This window comes from Paenibacillus cellulositrophicus (genome assembly GCF_009363095.1).
GTDB lineage: Bacteria > Bacillota > Bacilli > Paenibacillales > Paenibacillaceae > Paenibacillus_AQ > Paenibacillus_AQ favisporus.
Genome location: NZ_CP045295.1, coordinates 3,852,910 through 3,872,275, shown reverse-complemented (window position 1 = coordinate 3,872,275; position 19,366 = coordinate 3,852,910). Strand labels below are relative to the sequence as shown.

General features: G+C 46.8%; 15 protein-coding genes and 1 other annotated feature (1 of these 16 cut by a window edge). Of the genes, 5 read left to right on the top strand and 10 right to left on the bottom strand.

All coding sequences use genetic code 11. The annotated features are described in order from the left end of the window. Positions 1–66 (bottom strand) — a binding site (T-box leader); it reaches 198 nt to the left of the window's first position. 192 nt (positions 67–258) lie between these two features. Further along, a complete protein-coding gene (locus GCU45_RS17315; protein WP_152399753.1) occupies positions 259–1,038 on the bottom strand; it encodes a nuclear transport factor 2 family protein in 780 nt (259 codons plus the stop codon). Between the two features lie 250 nt (positions 1,039–1,288). Here GCU45_RS17315 and GCU45_RS17310 point away from each other — a divergent pair, with 250 nt between their 5' ends. Continuing rightward, positions 1,289–1,897 (top strand): TetR/AcrR family transcriptional regulator, encoded by a 609-nt coding sequence (locus GCU45_RS17310; RefSeq protein WP_152399752.1) that lies wholly within the window; start codon positions 1,289–1,291, stop codon positions 1,895–1,897. 120 nt (positions 1,898–2,017) lie between these two features. On the opposite strand, the gene GCU45_RS17305 is transcribed toward GCU45_RS17310, so the two are convergent. Continuing rightward, positions 2,018–2,482 (bottom strand): DUF8821 family protein, encoded by a 465-nt coding sequence (locus GCU45_RS17305; RefSeq protein WP_105445572.1) that lies wholly within the window; start codon positions 2,480–2,482, stop codon positions 2,018–2,020. A gap of 276 nt (positions 2,483–2,758) precedes the next feature. Between GCU45_RS17305 and GCU45_RS17300 the strand changes: the two genes are divergently transcribed. Continuing rightward, entirely contained in the window at positions 2,759–3,370 is a 612-nt protein-coding gene (locus tag GCU45_RS17300; protein WP_152399751.1) for an isochorismatase family protein, read from the top strand. A gap of 100 nt (positions 3,371–3,470) precedes the next feature. Here the strand turns inward: GCU45_RS17300 and GCU45_RS17295 are convergent, their stop codons facing one another. The 3 genes from GCU45_RS17295 to GCU45_RS17285 form a co-directional block, all read right to left on the bottom strand. Beyond that, positions 3,471–4,484, bottom strand: coding sequence for a DUF3231 family protein (locus GCU45_RS17295; RefSeq protein ID WP_152399750.1), 1,014 nt, complete (start codon positions 4,482–4,484; stop codon positions 3,471–3,473). A 300-nt stretch (positions 4,485–4,784) separates the two neighbouring features. After that, a complete protein-coding gene (locus tag GCU45_RS17290) occupies positions 4,785–6,008 on the bottom strand; it encodes an RNA polymerase sigma factor (protein ID WP_152399749.1) in 1,224 nt (407 codons plus the stop codon). Positions 6,009–6,016: 8 nt separating this feature from the next. Then, positions 6,017–6,364, bottom strand: a complete 348-nt coding sequence (locus GCU45_RS17285; RefSeq protein WP_105445395.1) for a YciI family protein — start codon at positions 6,362–6,364, stop codon at positions 6,017–6,019. 368 nt (positions 6,365–6,732) lie between these two features. Here GCU45_RS17285 and GCU45_RS17280 point away from each other — a divergent pair, with 368 nt between their 5' ends. Further along, a complete protein-coding gene (locus GCU45_RS17280; protein WP_152399748.1) occupies positions 6,733–7,296 on the top strand; it encodes a DUF4062 domain-containing protein in 564 nt (187 codons plus the stop codon). Positions 7,297–7,396: 100 nt separating this feature from the next. Here GCU45_RS17280 and srtB read toward each other — a convergent pair whose 3' ends face one another. Beyond that, entirely contained in the window at positions 7,397–8,176 is a 780-nt protein-coding gene (srtB, locus tag GCU45_RS17275) for a class B sortase (protein WP_152399747.1), read from the bottom strand. Positions 8,177–8,195: 19 nt separating this feature from the next. After that, the gene (locus GCU45_RS17270; RefSeq protein ID WP_244364116.1) at positions 8,196–14,114 is read right to left on the bottom strand and encodes a DUF7601 domain-containing protein; all 5,919 of its coding nucleotides are present in this window, start codon (positions 14,112–14,114) and stop codon (positions 8,196–8,198) included. On the opposite strand from GCU45_RS17270, the gene GCU45_RS34225 reads away from it, so the two are divergent. After that, complete coding sequence (locus GCU45_RS34225) at positions 14,113–14,577, top strand: hypothetical protein (RefSeq protein WP_244364114.1); 465 nt, start codon at positions 14,113–14,115, stop codon at positions 14,575–14,577. The two genes, GCU45_RS17270 and GCU45_RS34225, sit on opposite strands and share 2 nt — an antisense overlap. 562 nt (positions 14,578–15,139) lie before the next feature. Here the strand turns inward: GCU45_RS34225 and GCU45_RS17265 are convergent. Next, complete coding sequence (locus GCU45_RS17265; RefSeq protein WP_152399745.1) at positions 15,140–15,730, bottom strand: NAD(P)H oxidoreductase; 591 nt, start codon at positions 15,728–15,730, stop codon at positions 15,140–15,142. 211 nt (positions 15,731–15,941) lie between these two features. Here GCU45_RS17265 and GCU45_RS17260 point away from each other — a divergent pair, with 211 nt between their 5' ends. Further along, complete coding sequence (locus GCU45_RS17260) at positions 15,942–16,328, top strand: winged helix-turn-helix transcriptional regulator (RefSeq protein ID WP_105445391.1); 387 nt, start codon at positions 15,942–15,944, stop codon at positions 16,326–16,328. Between the two features lie 202 nt (positions 16,329–16,530). On the opposite strand, the gene GCU45_RS17255 is transcribed toward GCU45_RS17260, so the two are convergent. Beyond that, positions 16,531–18,654, bottom strand: a complete 2,124-nt coding sequence (locus GCU45_RS17255) for a bifunctional metallophosphatase/5'-nucleotidase (RefSeq protein ID WP_152399744.1) — start codon at positions 18,652–18,654, stop codon at positions 16,531–16,533. A gap of 188 nt (positions 18,655–18,842) precedes the next feature. After that, positions 18,843–19,214, bottom strand: coding sequence for a hypothetical protein (locus GCU45_RS34030; protein WP_208837055.1), 372 nt, complete (start codon positions 19,212–19,214; stop codon positions 18,843–18,845). Positions 19,215–19,366 lie beyond the last annotated feature (152 nt).

Genomic DNA, 19,366 nt, shown 5'->3' with positions numbered 1-19,366 from the left:
TTTCACACCGGCCAACAGCTCTCTGTTCGCTTAGAAAACCGTACTATTCCTTTTCAACGTAGTTTAATTATTAGGATTAATGCTATATCACCGACACGATGGTGTCAAGTGTAAATCTATACATCGTATTGTTCTTCCGTGAGGGCTTTTTTATTTGGCTGAATGCTGCGAGGGGTCATTTTTCCGGAAATAAGCGCAGCACGAAAAGACACCGCCGCAATGATTCGGCGATGCCTTTCTATTAACTCTCCTCAAGCCTTAAAACCGGCTGTTTGAATTTTTCCGCTTTTCTGCCGGCAGGATGGCTTCGACCACGTCCCAATGCTCGGCGATCTTTCCGTTCTCCACACGGAACAAATCGTAAAAAGCGGTAGGCTGGCCATCAAACAAACCTTCACTTACCGAAAGCACAAAATCGCCTTGGCCAATGACCTGATGGAGCTGTGTATATTGAAATTCAATATTTCTCTTCGATAGCGCCTGGAGTGCCGCATGCAGTCCCGAAAGGCCATCCCCAATATGCGGACTATGCTGAATGTAGCGATCCCCGTCAAAATAGGAGTTCAGCAGCTCCGGATTTTCCCCAAACAAAACGTTCTCCACATAGCTTTGGACAAGCCCTTTGTTCGCATCCGTCTTGTCGATATCCCGAACCGTGACCGGTCCGTCAATCATCGTATGGCCGCTTGGCGTCTTCTCCACCATCTCCTGCAAATTGTCCCAATGCTCGACGATGAGTCCATTTTCAAAACGGAAAATATCAATGCCGATCTTAGGGCCGAAGAATTCATATACGGAATGGAGGATCACAAAATCACCGTCGACCAAAGCACGTTTAATGCTGACCTTCGTACCATTTTCCTTTAAATGAGCTAGCGCACCTAGCATGGCATCACGGCCATCAGGTAAGGCTTGATTGTGCTGAATATATTTATCCGGATGAACGTAAGCCGTAATCGCTTCGGGGCTGCCGCTCTCCAAGCTTTCGAGCACAGCGGTTGCCTTAAGAACAAGATCATTATGATCGTTGAATGTCATCGAAATATCCTCCCTTTGATATCGAAAGTTAAAATTAACGTTTGCGCTTGATGGACCGGTCCTTATCTCGCAACAGTTATCGTCATCAGATAAATAATGAACACGATGTTGTTTATTTATCTTGTGCTCATTATAATAAGGAACCATAGCACCCTCAATATTCAATATTTTGAGTTTTGCAGGATAAGAGGCATTTCGCACGGATTTGTCGCTTAACGCCTTAAATTTCTTGTAGGAGAGCGAAATCCATATGAACAAAAAGAAGACCGATCTAAGAATTGTGCGCACGAAACAATCGATCCGAAAGGCATTTTATGAGCTGATTCAGGAAAAGGGATACGAAGCGATCACGATCCAGGATATTGCCGACCGGGCGATGATCAATCGAAACACGTTTTATCTTCACTACCAGAACAAGCCGGATTTATTAGATACATGTATGGACGAGCTGTTGAGCGAATTGCAGCAGACCGTCGTGCTTTGCCCATTCCATATGAACCCTTTCCGTCTGTCCAGACTGGAGACCGTCATGCAAGCCGTTCTGGAACACATTTCGGGGAGTATTACTTTGTACTATGCCATGTTGGTGGAGGAGAGCAGAATCTATCCGTTTCGAGCAAAAATGGAGGCGATCATCAAAGGCAAACTGGATGAGGGGTGGAATCCTGCGCAGGGAGATTCGCCGTTAGCGGTATCTAAAGAATTGCTGCTTGAATACCTCGTATCGGCTTTCATGGGGATCTTGATTTGGTGGATCAAAAACGACCGGCCCCTGTCCGCGGCTGAGGTATCTTCCCAGTTCAGTAACATCGTGACCTATGGCCATTTGAGAGCTGCCGGCATTGCTGTCGAGGAGTAGGATTGCGAGAGCAGAGATGTGTGGCTGGCGTTCTTAAAAAATCAAAGGACAGGAGAGCATGGTCTGCCCCGCCTGTCCCGTTTATGTTTTGGTTTGATTGCTTCGCGTCATATGCCGAGCTTAATATTCCCCTTTAATGACAAAAAACGAGCCCCGAATCGTTCCGGCCAGCTTGGACTTCTGCCTCGCAAACTTAAACTTCCCTTCCAGCTCTTGGGGTACCTCCATCCCTTCCGAAAGCTTGAAACCGACGGCCCGTTTCTTCGGGTCATCCACGGTATACATGACATTGAGTGCGAGACCGTCCTCATAAAAAACGTAGGCAATTTGGATATTTTCCACTTGAAAACGCGATGTTTCCAAAGGTTTGGCCGCAAATTCAATATCCCGTTCTTCTTTCAAAATCCGGTTCACATAATCCAGGGTCTCCTGGCTTTCGCTGGCGGGCACAACCGTAAATTCATGCTTGTATTTGTTCATAAAGTAACGAGCTTCATTTGCGCGTAAACCAGCAAGTGCTTCAGCGACAGGTGAAGATTCCAAACCAACCGTAGATACATTTTGAAAATCAACGATATACGACATTTCCATCCCCCGTTTTCCCTTAATTTCCAGAAATCTATATTTCACAAGGTGACTGACGATTTGTTAGTCTTCTAATATTGTTTACATAGACTGGTAGAAACAAACATCCCGTTTAAATATTCAGCACTTTGCGTCAAAATCCTTCACATATCTTCATAAAATCTATGTATTCTAGGAGAATCACTCCTAGGATAATCCGCTCTCTCGTTAATCACCACGGCCTAATATATACTGATTCCGTCATCATTACATTACAAGATTAGCGGAGGATTTCCTATGAATCAACTTCATGACAATCATACGCATAGCGGGCAAAGAGAACCGTTAATCGATTGGAACAGAACAGCTCTGGTCGTCATCGATCTCCAAAAATGGATAGGTCAGCAGTATGCCCCCTATGCCGCCGAAATGGTCATTGCCAATGCAGCCAAGCTGACCCAGCTTTTCCGTAGCCATGGGGCTTTTGTGGCACTTGTTCATGTATCCAGTAAAGACTTCAAAGATATGCTTAGCCCTAAGCTGGATGCCGCACCTCCCAAACTAAATCTGGTCGAAGGCTGGGACGAATTTGTTCCCGAACTCGGCGTAACTGAAACGGATCATATCATCTCTAAAAAGCAATGGGGGGCCTTCCATGGAACAGACCTTGATCTTCAACTGCGCCGCCGAAACATTGATACGATCGTCATCTGCGGCATAGCCTCAGGGATCGGTGTGGATACAACCGCCAGAGAGGCTTTTCAGCGCGGATATGATATCATTTTCGCGATTGACGCCATGACCGGGTTCACGAAGGCCGAGCATGAGCATGTACGGGACGTCATTTTCCCGAGGATGGGGCGGATTCGCACAACGGAAGAGATTTTAAAAGAGGTTATCTATCAGTGAGTACTCCATTAGCGGTCATTTTCGCCGTACTTAGGGTACAGATCACCTATATCTCACTCGATTCAACTATTGTGCCCGAAGCAGCTTCCAGATCAAGCTTTTAATGTCCCGCTTGTAACTCATCTCGGTCTATAGCTTCTGGAGGTTGCTCCAACCAGCCATGGTCAATCATAATATTGGCACCATCTTCTACGTATAACGATACTTCCAACTGGCATTTTGCAAATAAGGCGGCTACATCTTTTCTTGCACTAAGTGAGGCACCATTGGCGTATTCCCTGATCTTCATGGCAAACATATCGATTTTATGATAAACCATCAGTTTGTCTGAGAAAGGGGACTCCGTTGATGGTCTGACCAAATGATCAATGAGCGAAGGAGATGGCAAACCGTCTTTGGACAATTTATTCGACATCAGATCAATATGTTTTTGGTTAAGATTCTTTCCGCGTTCTAAATATTGTCTGACTTTTTCACTCTTTGCCACCTGGACAAAGCCAGTAATAATGGCTTTACTTGTGATGTCGTTGTTCAGGTTTCCGTATAAATGGGCGATTTCCAAGCCTTGCAGCGGTCTCCCGTTTCCAAAAAATACATTTAAAAAACTCTGTTTGGTAATAAAATCAACTCCTTCGGGAGGAGGAATGACGGGTGGATTTATTGATGCATTTTTGGAAAGCAAAACATCATTGACCCGAACCATTAATTGGCTCGTATCATGAAGCGTCTTGACAAAAAAATCACGGATATCTTTCCTCGTTACTAAAGGTATAGCCACACTATAAATACTCATTCCGGCTTTGCCTAGATACTGCAAATAATGAAGATAAAAGTCATCTTCGTACAGCCGGGGTGCTTCCAGATTTACGTCGTCCTTCGTAAACCCAACCGGTATGGGAAAGGCCGCTTGTTTAAAAATGGCTTTGATATCCTGTATATAATCTTCACATAACCCTTGGGCAAATTGTAAAATTCCTTTAATTTCTTTATCGTTCACATGCTGGAGATAATAACTAAGCACGCATTTCCCCATTGTATTTCCAACATACGTTGCCCAAAGTTTTCCCATCTCCGCTGCCGTTAATTGTGATTGATCTGTTTTCACAAAGCTCATTCCTTTTATGGTCTATTGGGAACCCATGCCTAGGATATCCAGCGACCAGCTTCGAAATACACTAGAAGTGCACCTTAAATTAAGCACATCTCCCTCCTTCAAGTCCTTCCACTGATACGGAAGAGGGACAAGTTGTCCAAAGGCTAACAAATTCTATGTAAATCAAGCATTCTAGAAAACATTTACCGTTACTTATGGTACGGGTTCAGCTTAACGGGTTTATCGGCGGAAAAGTGAGAAAGGGGCTGGCACGCCAGCCCCTTTCTTCCTCGGGTAGTATATTTTATCCCGATGTGTGCTTTATATCTCAGCATCTTGGCGATTTAGAAATTGCCGAATCGATATATCTGTGCTTAGCCCAATGGCACGGCTATAAGCCAAGTGGGCATCTTCCTTCCGCTGCATCCGTTTGTATAAATGGCCGGCAAGTGCCCAATAGGGCTGATAGCTTACCACTTCTGCAGATGGAATCGCTTCTAGAAACGCAATGCCGCGTTCCGATCCATAAGCCTCCGCCACTGCAGCGGCTCGGCCGACTAATGCGCCTAGGGTAGGAGATATACGAATGAGGCCCTCGTATAATTGAGCAATCGCCTCCCACTCTGTTTGCCCAGTCCATAAACGCTGTGCATGCACGGATTGGATCGCGGCCATGAGTTGAAAGCGTCCGATTTCACCGGCTTGTGAGGCGACATGCAGATAACGCTCCGCCTCCAAAATCATGCCTTGCTCCCATCGAGCACAGTCCTGCTGCGAGAGGGGAATATAGTTCCCCTCTTCATCATGCCGAGCCCCAGCTCGTGCTTCACAGTACAGCATGAGCGCCAGCAGGCCATTAACCTCCGGCTCGCGGGGGTTGAACTGGAGAAGCAGCCTTCCTAGATAGATCGATTCCTCTGCCAATCTCCTGTGAGGCGAATCGGCACTGGCTGCTTCGTCCCACCCGCTCCCGTAAGCAGCGTAAATAGCCTCCAGGACGGAATCGAGACGATTCGGGATTTCTTCAGCATCGGGCAATTCAAATGTGATGCGTTCGGTACGAATTTTGGCCTTTACCCGCGTAAGACGCTGGCTCATGGTGGAGGGCTTTACGATGAATGCAGATGCAATTCGGGCTGCATCGATTCCAAGCACCGTCTGCAGCATCAGCGGTGTACGCATCGCAGGGTCAATGGCCGGATGAGTACAAAGAAACATCATCCGCAGTCGTTCGTCCGGAAAACCAGTGTTTGATGATGCGAGCCGTTGAGTATCCTCTGACATGGCAATGAGTGTCGGCAGCGCACTTTCGGAAACGCGGGTACGACGTGCACGGTCGATAAGCCGCCTACGGGCAGCGGTAACCAGCCATGCCTCAGGCTTATCCGGAATGCCGATCTTCGGCCAAGTTTCTAACGCAGCGAGAAAAGCGTCTCCGATCGCATCCTCAACTGCCTGCAGATCATGCCAATTTACAGCTAAATAAGAGAGTAATCGGCCGTAAGCGTTACGAGCTGTTTGTTCAATAACTTGATGAGCTTCCATAGAAATGATTACTTCAGCGCGGGAAGGTTTTGTCTGACCTCCACCGTATCGACAGGCCCTCGAGCAGCCCACTCTAATGCAGTGTCCAGATCCGGAACATCAATCACAAATATTCCGCCGAGCTGCTCTTTCGTCTCGGGAAACGGTCCGTCCTGAACCGCCATTTCACCGCCGCGCCGTTTCATCGTTGCAGCTGTCTCAGGAGCATGAAGCCCCGAACCAAACACCACGATTCCAGACTGTCGTAAAGCATGCACGTAATGCGTCCAGCCTGCCAGGTATTCTTGTTGCCGGGCCGGATCCATTCTAGCCGCAAAATCCTCCTGGCTCTCGTAAAACATTAGGGTGTAACTCATACAAAAACTCCTCCCTGTAAAACCGTATTGGAATTGGGTTGCACTATAATGTCGTATGGGCTGCTTCAATTTCTACATTACAAGAAAAATATTTATATAAAAAGCCGGCGTCATTTGGGATGCGCTCACGGGAAACCGAACGAAACCCCAAAGCCCCACAAAAAGTGCGCAGTGAATACAAAAGCCCTTAAATGTAAGCCATATACTCTGGCTAATTTTGACATATAAAGCGAGCGAATGTTAGATTCTAAATAGATTGAAATAAAGTCTGCCCTGAACCTCCTGTTATAACGGCCCAATGCGGCCTATTTCATTCATTTCTTTATTTCATTCTATATTTTTAAGAATTCTTTAATTTAGGTGGGCTTATGAGAAAAAAACTACAAATTTACATATCGTCTACTTACTATGATCTAATTGAGGAAAGACATACCGCTGTGGAAGCCATACTTCAAGCCGGTCATATCCCTGCTGGAATCGAGCAATTTTTCAAGGAAAGCCCAATGAACATTAGGAAGAGATGGATCGATGAGTCCGATGTATATATCCTGATTCTCGGAGGATTCTATGGTTTGACGCTTCCTGATGAATCCAAAAGCTATACGCATTGGGAGTATGAGTATGCCGGAGAAGCGGGCAAACCTAGATTTGCTTTTGTTGTTACAGATGAAGCATTAAGACAACAGCCATACGACTTTACAGCGATTGAATACTATCAGGAGTTTCAAGAGTTTAAGCAAACGGTCATGGAACAAGTCCCGATCTATTATGTGGAAGATGTACGGCACATTAAAATGGTATTTCGTGATCAATTGCCGTTGTATGCCGCAAGAGACGATTTACATGGCTGGGTTTCCGGCAAAGATGTCCCGGACGTTCAAAAGCTGTTGGAAGAGAATGCAAGACTAAAGGCGGAGTTGGAGAAGAGGTAATGAAAGAGGGGCTGGTACCATCAGCCCCGAATGGTAAAAAATCGCGTCCTCCAAAGGGAGAACGCGATATCAAACAGCTTGACTCCGTATTACTACATCGTCATTCAATCTTTCGGGCAACCACCGCTAGCCGGCCGTTTTCGGTTGAGTATTCGCAAGTGGACAGTACAACAAGCTTGTCGCCATACCGGGCAGTTACGCCCGTATCATAAAGAGCGAGTTTCTTGATGTTCTGTACATACGAATCGAACTCGGCGGGCGTACTTACATTTTCAATCTGGTAGTATTTAAAAACGGCGTCCGATTTGCGATAAACTTGTGACAGAATGACGGCTACAATTTCGTACTTTTCCTTTTCAAAAAGTGTGCTGAACTCGAACGTAGCGTGCTCTTTATAAAAGTTTTCGTTCTTGTACTTCATTAAATCTTTAAACATCCAGCCGCTTTTCATGTGATGTCCATGAATCAGCAAAATGCCCGAACCATTGGCCCGGCTATGCGCATCCAAAAAGGGGAGGCCGCCTTTGTTTTCCTTCTTATCGAAATCATGATTGAGATAGTACTCCGCATCCTGTGGATTCTGCATGACCGGGTACTCAATTCGGGTGCCGTCAATCTTCAGCCAGCCGACGATATCCGGATTCCTCTCGTAAAGCTCTCGAAATTCGGGAAGCATGACCGGCTTACCTGCCTTATTGGACAAAAGGGAGGGGATTGCATCCCCTCCGCCTTTGCCGGACCCTTCCTCCCTAACTTTTGTCAGCTCTTTGATTTTTTGCTGTTCAGCGTAATCTCGAAGGAGAGTCTTCGCAATACTGAAGAGAGAAAATACGAACACAAGGAGGGAAACGGCGATAAGAATCTTTTTAGTTTTGCTCATTTTCTTACCGCCTTTCCGGTCACTGAATGTGCTTTTTCTTCTTGTTACCGATTAGGCAGAGCCCGATCGTCATCAAGGACATCAGCGCTAAAGCCATATAAAGGATAGGCGATACGCTGTTGTCTCCGGTTTTCGGAGCATCGTCCAGTTCGTTGCCGACGTTGCCGGTTCCGCTGTTGCCATTGCCGGTTCCACTGTTACCGTTATCGGTTCCACTGTTGCCGTTACCGGTTCCGTTGTTACTGTTGTCGGTTCCACTGTTGCCGTTACCGGTTCCGTTGCTACCGTTATCGGCTCCGCCGTTACCGTTGTCGGTTCCACTGTTGCCGTTGTTGGTTCCGCCGTTACCGTTGTCGGTTCCACTGTTGCCGTTATCGGTTCCACTGTTACCGTTACCGGTTCCACTGTTGCCGTTATCGGTTCCACTGTTACCGTTGTCGGTTCCATTGTTACCGTTGTCGGTTCCATTGTTACCGTTGTCGGTTCCATTGTTACCGTTGTTGGTTCCACCGTTGCCGTTGTTGGTTCCACCGTTGCCGTTACCGGTTCCGTTGTTGCCGTTATCGGTTCCCCCGTTGCCGTTGCCGCCCCCACTGTTACCGTTGTCGGAGCCGCCACCGGAACGGATCGGCTTCATTGGCACGTCGTATTTGATAATGTCATAATCGACAGAAATCGTATCGCTCCGATGCGTCTCATATCCGTCCTTCGTTACGATCAGATAGTAATCCGCGTCAGGAAACACCATGTATGCATAGAAGCCATTTGCGTCGCTATCTTGCTCGGAGCTCTTGTTGTTGTGCGGCGGGAAGTTCGGAACCGGAGGAAGCGTTACTTTCGTATCCGGTGTGTGCCCGTTATCTCTATTCCGTTGCGTATCCGCATAATACAGAGTAACTTTGGCTCCATCAATTTTCTTACCGGTGATAGCGTCTCCTGTCGTTTCATCATAAACCGTACCGTAAGGATCGACCAATTCCTCGGAAATATTCAGCTCTCCGTTTGCTTTCACGTCCAGCTGCGTCACCTTGAAGAGCAATTCCTGACCGTTCTCAGCTTCATAGCGAACTTCCATGGTGTACTTCTGCTCGGTTAGCCCTTCCACGGAGAAAGTGCCGTTTGAAGCCATCGGAAACGCCTTGGGACGACCGTTCTCTTGAATATAATTGCCGTCCTTGTCCTTCAAATAGATATGCATCTGGCTGGTAAAAGAATCGTTGAATAGCTCTTTTGTTCCATCCAGCTGCTTGAACAGCACGATCCCTACTGCCGTAATGTCGGCCGGAACGGTCTCGTCTCTCACACTGCCGTCTACATTTGCTTTTTGCGTGAACTCGACAGGGACATCCTTCCCGCCTACATGATACAGCTTCGTATAAGTGATCGTATATTCGGTATCGGCTGCGGCCGGAATCGAATATTCACCCTTCTCATTCGTCCGAATCTTTTGCTGTTCATCGGTCTTCTTGTTCGTCACGATGATTTCCGCGTTCGGAATGACTTCGCCTGTGTTGTTGTCACGCAGCACGCCTTCCAGATATGGGCGGGTATTTACAAAGTATGCTTTGGCCGCTGTTTTTTCCGGAATGGTTCCTGTGCGAACGAAACCTTCAGGATCCGTCACATAGCCGTCTTCCGAATAATCGTCCTGGGTCACCGTATACTGAAGGCCCGTCGGGAGTCCTTGCACAACGAGCGTCTGACCATCCGTAAGCTCGAAGGTGTCTCCACTCTTAATCATGACCTTGGTGCCATCCGGCTTCTCATAGGCGTACGATTCGTCCGATCCCTCTCCTGTGAAGGTGATCGTGTACTTGAACAATTTTTTCTTGTCGTCGTCTTTGCCTTTAACCGTGTTGCTGATGAGCAGGTCGCCCTTTATGACTCGCACGTTTGTGAACGGGGCTTCTTTATCAGTACCTTGCATGACTCCGGTATAGTTTTGTTCCTCAGGAGTAGTCACGTAATCATCGGTTGTGTAGTCCTTCTGAGTAACTGTGTATTTTAGATCTTTAGGCAGACCCACCATTTCCAGCGACTCTCCATCCTTGAGTGTGAAGGATTCGCCGGACTTGATCGTACCTGTGCCGCCATCCGACTTCTTGTAAGAGTAGCTTCCGTCCTTGCCTGCACCCTCAAAGCTAACGGTGTACTCGAACGCCTTCGTCTTGTCGCCGCCGTTGCCCATGACCGTATTGCTGATAGTCAGCTTGTTGACGATCCGTTCATTGATGAAGTCGGCTTTGTGATCGCCTTTATTCACAATCGTGTCGGACCATTCTCTCGACTCCGGCTTAGTCGTGTAACCGTCAACGGTTGTATAATCACCCTCGGTAACGGTATAAACCAGACCTGCAGGCAATGCCGGCAGCGTCATAGTTTGCCCGTGCTTAAGGGTAATCTTGCCACCGCTTTTGATCATGCCAGTCGTATTATCTGACTTTTTATAGAAGTACTCTCCGCCCTTACCCTCACCGTTGAAGGTTACGGTGTACTCGAACTCTTTGTTAGGGTCGCTTCCGTTGCCTTCCACCTTATTGGTGATGGTCAGCTTGCCCTGGGCCGGCGTAGGCACGATCAGCGGATTAGTGCTATCGACCAGATTGCCATCCACCCAGATCGGGTTAAATGGCGTACTAGACACACGCACGTTATAAACTCGCTCAGTTGGCAGATAGGTCGTCTCGTCGATCCAGGTTTCCTTCAGATCGTAAAGCCCTACCTCGACGTTAAAAATCAGCTCGCCTTTGCTGTCAGTAACTCCCTTGATCGGGTTCCCCTTCTTGTCAAGAGCTACCGAACCATCCTTGTTGTACAGCGTAAACTCTACGCCCTGGAGCGGCTTGCCGTCCGGATCGACCTTTTTCAGCTTCAGAATAGGCTGCCATCCGGCACCGCCACTAATGTCTGCACTCTCTACCGTGTATTCCGCATGACTGCTGACATCCTTGGCGGCATCGTCGCCCATCATCTGCACATGGTTGCCAGCCTTATCGCCGACACCGAGTACAGTGCCGTCGATTTCAGTCTGGTAGATGAACAGATACAGCTTGTTCGGGTTCGCCATCTTGAAGGTCAGTGTCGTCGTCCCGTCTGCCTCCTTGTTCGCCGTCACCTTGACCTCGCTGTCAGGAGCGTACAGATCAAGAGCATCACCGTCTTTGGCCAAAGCTCCGCTAGCCGTTAGCTTGGCGGGATATACCGCCATATCGGGAGCCCGGAGAGAGAGCCGGTCAAATTCATCATTGCGCAGTTTGAGCCCCTTGCCTAACGTATCCTGCAAGTAGGCGGTATCCTTCACTGTAAATGGTGTAGCATATTCCACGGTCCATTCCAGCACGCCAGGGGCTGCCTTTCTTACCGTTTTGCTTACGGATTTTGACGAAGGAACGATGACTTTACGTTGGATGGGCTTGTTATCCCGCTCGACGTTGACTACTGTATCCTCGTCCCCCCATTTGATGGACAGCTCCGCCTTGTTATATACCGTCGTTTCTGTCTGGCCGACTTCGGCATATTGCTTGAGGGTTGCCGCCGTTGGACCCGCCTTTACCAGGATCACGTATGGCTGTTCCAGCTTCGTAAAGCTAAACGTCCCCACGTTGCCAGTGGCTGAAAAGCTTACCAGATTGCCAGGGTCGGCAATAAGCGTAGCCGCGTTGACACTTAAGCCGTAATCGGCCCTTACTCCATTGTAAATCTCAAATGCTTTCCCCTCGGAATAAGGCTTAAACTCCCAGCCCTCGGGGAGGTTGTCGATGACCTGAATATTTTGTGCGACATGCGTGCCGCCGTGCTTTGCCATTTCCTCGGTATTGATTCCGTTGGCGTTGACAGCCAACCGGAAAGTTACCGTGTTGGTCGCCCGGTCATAGGCCGCTCTTGTCCAATAGTCCTTCTCATTTCCGGAGTAGATGTAACTGTTGACCTGATTTGGCGCAACATTATCTTCCACGCCGGTTGCCGGGTTCACCGGTTTTGATGCAAAGAGCATCCCCTTAGCCAGCATACCGCTGTTGAAAGCGTTATTGTTCGAACCTGCGCCCATTGCATAAGTTCCACCGTCGAACAGAGATACTTGATTGTAAAAATTATTCCCGAAATTGTGTGCAAAATGCTTCCAGTTCGTCAAGAAGGTGTTAAAGGTATACGTATACACCTTCTCTCCGGTTGTAAAACCGGTGACGGACAGAATGTCGGCGACTGCCTTGCCATTTTGGGAAATGGTGTAGACTTTTCCGGTTAACCCATCGGCGGAGTCAAAAGAATCCGGCTTATACCGCTGCCAGTATCTTGGATTTGCCGCATTTTTGGTTCGTATTGCCGTCAAGAGTGCCGGATCGATGGACGGGCTGACCGTTACGTTACTCCAGTCAATGTCGCTTCCATCTCCGTACACGAGTAGGTCATAGATGTTGCCGTCCGGCATCGCGTCCAGCGGTTTGAAGCTCACCTTCCATCCTAACGTACCTGATGTCAGATCACCGCCGTTGGCCGTCTTGCTCAGGCTGTTGGACGCTTTGGTGACCGTTGCCTGATCCGTTACTCCGATGTCGTTGTTTTGCCCGTTGCCGTCTGTCTGATCCAGATTCCACTTGGCGGTAGCCTTGTTAGTAAAGCTGGTTTGCGTGCCGGTAATGTCAGTGACAATGACCAGCCTCACCGGGCCGTTCACATTTCCGAAGGAATAGACATCATCTGCAGGCTTCGCCGTAATCGTATGTATATCCGACCATACGTTTGCTTCAAACTTCTGATATGTTGCCGATTTGAAGGTGAGCCCGGCAGGGATGACATCTGATACTACCAAGTCTTGCAGCGGCGTCCTGTTGTATTTGCCATTATAGTTAACTGTAATGGTCCATGTGATCGTGTTGTCCTTGTAGTTCTGCACGCCGTCCTTCTGAATCCAAACAGGCTTGAGCGCAACTGTCCACGGATTACTTGTTGTCAGCTCCGTATTGTCCGATTCCAGCAATTTTACTACACTTGTTCCCTTACCATTACTTACTTGCTGTGTATTGGTTAAGTCCCAGCTAGTATCATTATAACGATACTGCTTGTAGTATTTTTCCTTAGGAATCCATGTTTCAAAGACGATGGTTGCCGTATCGCCGATATTGTCAGGAAAGGTGTAGGTCAGCGCGCCCCCGCTGTAGGTCGGCTCTGCTCCTACCACCACATTGTTGGCGGCATCCTTTACCTCGAAGGAACCTGTCACATAATTGCCGACATTAGTCAGGTCATTAGAAAATATCGTTCCGTCCAGCGGCAGCTTGATGTTGACATCGTCCATGTCAGTGGCGGTGACAACCGCTTGCCATTTAATTTTGCCCGCTTGAAAATCGGCGTTGGATATCTCGACCTTGTCTCGTTGCTGCGTATTGTCAAAGCTGTCTGTGTTACTGTTGGAGCGCAAGTTAATGCTGTATTTTGCTGTAACTTTCGGGTTTTCCAGCGTATAGGCGCTTCCGAAAATGGTGATGGGCTTGGTCGTGCCGTAGTCCATGCCCTCCACATCAGCCTTCGCCGTGGTGTCAAAGCGGAAGGAAACATCGGTCCCCTGGAGGAACAAGCTATCCTCGCCGTCAAACACTACCTTGATGCTATCCAGATTGAAATAGGCGGTGCCCAGCTTGTAGTCTTTCCCAAACAGGGTAACATTCAATTCTCTTGTGGCTTTCGTCAAGGTTACGCCCTGAAAATAATCCGCTTGCTTCAACTCAATGAAGTCGCCTTTCTGGATGTAAGTTTCTGGATCGCTTAGATTCGAGTCACTATCGCTCCGCATCGGCACACGGAGACTCTCCGATGTAAGGGTGAATGTCTGTCTGCCGTTGATTTTGTCGACATTCTCGTCGTAATCCGGGGCGTTTACAGGCTTTATCGAAGGCCCCCCTTGGGTAACCGTCAGCGGAAAGGGAGCGTTTTTGCCCATGAATAAACCTGTCTTATCCGTCGGCCCTGCCGCTAACGGCATGACGCCCTCCGGTGCACCATACACCGCCTCAGTTACCGGCGGTTCAGTCGCGTCCGGTAAGCCAGGTTCACTGACTACTTCCGTTTCGGAATCGTTTGGCACGATCTCCACATCTGATCCCGCCGACGGTTCGCCCGTGCTCGGTGAGCCAGATTCACTAACTACTTCCGCCCCCGAATTGTCTGGCGCACTCTCCGCAAATGCGGCAGCAGAGAACGCCACCGTCTGCAAGACAAGCATAATTGCCAAGCAGAAAGAGAGTATTGCTTTACCTATGCTGCGTTTTCGTTTCAAGACACTTTTGTCCTCCATTCCCGAAACTACTGAATTTTTTGGCGACTGTAGGATCATCGGTTCAATATCGCTCAACCGAATAGACAGCTTCTATTGGCTCGATCCAACAGCCCTTTGCATCATCTAAATCTTGCAGAGTTCCCTCCTTTCCCCTCCCCTACAGATACTGATAGGCTTGTTGGTATATGTAGTTGTGCACTCTTCTCTTCCTGTTATCTGAGTTTCGCAGTGATCTATCATCACGAAATCTCCTCAGGTGTAGTGCATCAACATGTGACCAGCCCATTTAGTTCTGTCTAACTTTGGAGAATAAAGTCGACTTGCGATGATTATACTCATTCCTACTGAATAATTACTGAATATTAACAGACTACAGATAAGGTCACGCTTTCTATGAAGCCCAACTACGGGCTGCGAAATGGATTAAGAGAAGGTCGGATCAACTTTAATGGAACGTTAATGGTTGTCTCTAAATGCAAAACAAAAAAGACCCGTAGGAATTCAATTATTCCGAACGAGTCTATTGATGGCTGACTTGCTATATTTATTATAAATTATCCGTTTTAAGTTCGTTTATCACCCGGCACAGCCAGATGTATATAACAAATCAATCTGGAGCAGGTCCAATAAAGGCGTCACGAGTCTATCGATGAAAAATCCACTACGGGTCCGGGCATGAATGCCAACCTCTATACTGCGGATCCTCGGTCCTTGGCATATTTCAACCCTAAGTGATAAGCTTGATTAAGCAGTATCTCATAATGCTTGGAATTGGAGTCCAAGGTCTCGTATAAAAATTCAACATTGGAATTGGATACACCGCAATAATCTGCAATTCCCACATTGAGCAGATGGGTAATCATTTTATCGTAATTTCTCTTTTCCATCTGTTCTTTGGAAACGCCCGCCAGACCAATCCACAAGACATGCTGATGATGAAGATGGTTCGAACCGTACGCAAACCCATTGTTCCATACACGGTCAATATAACCTTTTAGCATGGCAGGCAAATGCCACCACCAAACTGGAAAAATAAACGCCAGAGCGTCGTGCTCCTTCATTCGCCTTATTTCCCTTTCCACCTCAGGAGAAAAGGACTGTTTGGCTGCAGACCAATCCGGTTCATCCGCTCCTTGTAAAACCGGGTCAAAGCCAATCCCGTGTAAATCCAATATCTCATAGTCGTGGCCGGACTCGGCAAGACCTTGTACGAAACGATCGGCGACCTTAAAGGTCAGGGAATCTTTTCGCGGGTGCGAAACAACGCATAATACGCTCATGCTTGTATCATCATTCCTTTCTCAACAGCTAACTTGTAGCCATGATCAACGGCTGATGCTATTATAAACAGTGCCAAAATAACCTGGAAGTACGCACTTTAACGTTCTATAGGATCATACGGGTACCCTAGGAACATGGAAGTGCCCTGGATAGATGCCCTAGAAGTTATGTTCTTAGCGAAAACACATCCTTTTTGCGGAGGAATCCAAGATGACTGAACAAAAGGAAAATCGCATTCGAGAGAAGTATAAAGTTGGGGTGGAGGCTGCATTAGAAGTAATGGGAGGGAAATGGAAGCCTTTAATCATCTATCATTTGATGACAGGACCGAAACGGACCTCGGAACTTCGCCGGCTAATCCCCGGCATTACGCAGAAGATGCTGACCACTCAACTAAGAGGACTGGAAAAGGATGAGATCGTCGCACGCAAGATTTATCAAGAGATCCCACCTAAAGTGGAGTATAAGTTAACTCCCTACGGCTGGGGATTAAAGCCCGCGCTAGATCTTTTATGCTATTGGGGAGAGGATCACCTGGAAAAGGTTTATGGCGACAAATCCAAGGTTTTGGAAGAGTTTGAAAGCCGTACAAAGTAAATTATTAAATGTTCCACACTTAAAAGAATGGGTATTCGGGATTACCAATGAAAAAAACACATCCTAAATTGGGATACAGCATTCTTCTAGATAGACCTTATCATGAATTGAAGGACTAATGGGGTTTATCAATAGAAGAAAGCTTATTCACCAAAAGGGATGTGTTTTCCTGCTTTAATATAAGGCTTAAATAAGTTCTACATTATGAAGCTTTTGCTGCGACAGCCTTTTGAATTAACGCTTTTGCATCGTTATTGGAAAGACCTTGTTTAGGTTGAAGCAATTTTTTATCCGCTGCACTTAGAATACCTTTATCAATCAGAGTGGCCATAGATTTAATCGCATAGGCAGAGACGGTTTTGCCATCTTCAAAACCTGCAATAATCGTAGCAGCGTTTTTATCAGAAACTGGATTGTTCAACAATTTAGCAAGAATGGTAGCCGCTTCTTCACGAGTGATATCACGATCCGGATTGAAGTTACCACCGTAGCCTTGAATGAATCCGGCATGAGCAGCTTCAGCGATGGCATCTGCATAGGCAGCGTCAGCAGCAACATCCTTGAATGCAGGTGCTGTAGCTACTTCGTTTAGCTTCAACATGTCTACTAAAGCACTCACAAATTCAGCACGAGAAATGACATCTGTGGTTACAGGTGTTTCCGGTTGTTCTGTAGATGCACCCAGGTTGGTAATGCGTCCTTCGGTTTTAGCCTGAATAGCGCCACCTTTAAATTTATCTACAATGTACTGATAGAATACATCTAGATCGATCGGACCGGCTAAGGATGATTTAGCATCCACCAGCACTTTATAGTTATCTCCGCCTGCTGCCATAAAGTTGTTAACTACAACCGTATATGTTTTTCCAGGATCAATCGGTGTACCGTCTTCAAGAGTGAGACTAGTCACACGTTCAGCAACGGGCTTATTGAGATCTGCCGTATACTTCAAGCCAGAGATTTGTAGTGTTTTGGTGTTCGGTGTACCGTCCGCGTTTGTACCCCATTGCTGCTGCAACAAGGTTTGAATTTGTGCACCCGTCAGCTCCAGTTTCACCAAAGTATTGCCAAAAGGTTGTACTTTAGCAAGATCAGCAAAGGTCACATCGCCTTGCGGCAGATCCGCACGAATCCCACCTGGATTCATAAATGCAAAGTCAGCAGCGCCTGCTTTATCACCAAAGTCTGCTTGACGCATTGCATCTGCAATGAGATTTCCAAGAGGCGCTTCGTTATTATAAGCATCTGTACGAGTGACAGAACCATCTGTCGTACCTACTGGCTTCGTTAGCTCAGGATGCTTGTCTAATGATTTTTTAATAATAGCTAAAGATTCAGGGTCTTCTTTGACACCGTCTTGAAAAGTTGTTGTAACTGCAGCTGACTTTTCGGTTACGTCCCCAGTCGTTGGGTCAATCATCAGCTTAATATCTTCAAATGCCGTACCATAAGAATAAGCCTGTACGATTAATTTTCCATTCACTTCACCGTTAGCTAAAGCATGATTGTCACCTGCAACGATAACATCTACAGGGGAATCGGCAGGCAAAGCTTTGGCCAAATCAGCCGCTTCTCCAGTGGTTACACCTTCTTTGGTTGTTGCTGGATCATGTGCCAGGACGATGATCGTTTCTACACCTTGATCTTGTAATTCTTTTGCATATTTATTAACGGCTACAACTTCTTCCTCTGCGCTTAAGAAACGCACGCCTGCTGTACCCGCTGGGGATACTTTAGAAGGTGTCGCTTTCGTCACTAATCCGATAAATCCGATTTTGACTCCGCCCGCTTCTTTAACCACATATGGCTTAATCAATGGTTTGCCTGTTGAAGTTTCAATGACGTTTGCATTTACATAATCAAATTTTGCGCCCGCATGGGTTACCTTGCCTTCTTTTGGATCCACACCACCAAAAATTTGCGCTTTTAATGCAGCGATACCTTGGTCGAATTCATGATTGCCCAAAGAACCTACATCAAAGCCCATCATATTCATCCATTCCATCGTAGGCTCATCACGATCCAGAGATGAGACGGGGGCGGATGCTCCAACAGAGTCTCCATTATGGAAGAGCAGGGAGTTTGCATATTTGGCTTGAGCTTCTTTTAAATATGTTGCTAGAATTGGAGCTGTTCCGACCTTTTTGTCACTAACTATCGATGTGGTGTCCAACTGACCGTGCAGGTCATTGATACCAATCAAGTGTACTTCGACATCGTTGCCTGCAGCTGAGACAGAACCTACTGCGCCAAACAATTGGGAAAGTAATAGAGCAGTAGTAGCCACACGAATGGTGCTTTTACCCAGAACTTTTTTCCATGACATGAGTTATAAAACCCCTCTCCAATTTCTGATCCGGAGATATTTTAACATAAATCAAATCATGGAAGTCGTAGAATATTTCAAATCTATGTAAAAAAAATTACTCCCCCCGTTTTGAATTGGCTGATGCCTATGTAGAATTATTAATCCAATGATCATTAATTTAGTTGGTCACCTCTGTAAATCCTACATTATTTATTCTCTTCTTCTTGTGGGATGGCTGCCCCTCCTATTAAACAGGAAATCTCAATATCATCAATGTCCACCATCTTATCTTTCTCTGTGTCATAATACTCCCCAAATAAAAATAACGACTCATTTTTCCTATCCAATAAATAGGGGATAATTTTTTCACAAAACTCTGTGACACTTTTAAACATGCTTTCTGGTGTTATCCCCGATTCATCGATAACCAACAATTCTTTGTGTTCATTACGAGCAGGGTTGCGATTTAAATGATACAGTTGAAAAGAGGTACCCTTGCGATACACTTTATAAATTGGAACTTCTATGTTGTCGATGAAATCTCCATCTGTATAACTCAAGCTAAACTTTACCGTCATCTATATTCTCCTTTGCGGATCATCGCCACCAGCTACCTTCAATACTGGTTTATCCTTTGAGAACGCCTTTTGCATAAGAAAATGAACCATCTTGGGGAAGCCTACTCTTAGGCTGGACCGAGGAAATGCAAACTAGACCACATTTGAGTGAT

Bases quoted from the DNA above. Each gene is read 5' to 3' on its own strand.
- srtB (WP_152399747.1), bottom strand. From the start codon at position 8,176: ATGAGCAAAACTAAAAAGATTCTTATCGCCGTTTCCCTCCTTGTGTTC.
- GCU45_RS17310 (WP_152399752.1), top strand. From the start codon at position 1,289: ATGAACAAAAAGAAGACCGATCTAAGAATTGTGCGCACGAAACAATCG.
- GCU45_RS17260 (WP_105445391.1), top strand. From the start codon at position 15,942: ATGACTGAACAAAAGGAAAATCGCATTCGAGAGAAGTATAAAGTTGGG.
- GCU45_RS34225 (WP_244364114.1), top strand. From the start codon at position 14,113: ATGAATAAACCTGTCTTATCCGTCGGCCCTGCCGCTAACGGCATGACG.
- GCU45_RS17285 (WP_105445395.1), bottom strand. From the start codon at position 6,364: ATGAGTTACACCCTAATGTTTTACGAGAGCCAGGAGGATTTTGCGGCT.
- GCU45_RS17300 (WP_152399751.1), top strand. From the start codon at position 2,759: ATGAATCAACTTCATGACAATCATACGCATAGCGGGCAAAGAGAACCG.
- GCU45_RS17305 (WP_105445572.1), bottom strand. From the start codon at position 2,482: ATGTCGTATATCGTTGATTTTCAAAATGTATCTACGGTTGGTTTGGAA.
- GCU45_RS17280 (WP_152399748.1), top strand. From the start codon at position 6,733: ATGAGAAAAAAACTACAAATTTACATATCGTCTACTTACTATGATCTA.
- GCU45_RS34030 (WP_208837055.1), bottom strand. From the start codon at position 19,214: ATGACGGTAAAGTTTAGCTTGAGTTATACAGATGGAGATTTCATCGAC.
- GCU45_RS17270 (WP_244364116.1), bottom strand. From the start codon at position 14,114: ATGGGCAAAAACGCTCCCTTTCCGCTGACGGTTACCCAAGGGGGGCCT.
- GCU45_RS17315 (WP_152399753.1), bottom strand. From the start codon at position 1,038: ATGACATTCAACGATCATAATGATCTTGTTCTTAAGGCAACCGCTGTG.
- GCU45_RS17290 (WP_152399749.1), bottom strand. From the start codon at position 6,008: ATGGAAGCTCATCAAGTTATTGAACAAACAGCTCGTAACGCTTACGGC.
- GCU45_RS17265 (WP_152399745.1), bottom strand. From the start codon at position 15,730: ATGAGCGTATTATGCGTTGTTTCGCACCCGCGAAAAGATTCCCTGACC.
- GCU45_RS17255 (WP_152399744.1), bottom strand. From the start codon at position 18,654: ATGTCATGGAAAAAAGTTCTGGGTAAAAGCACCATTCGTGTGGCTACT.
- GCU45_RS17295 (WP_152399750.1), bottom strand. From the start codon at position 4,484: ATGAGCTTTGTGAAAACAGATCAATCACAATTAACGGCAGCGGAGATG.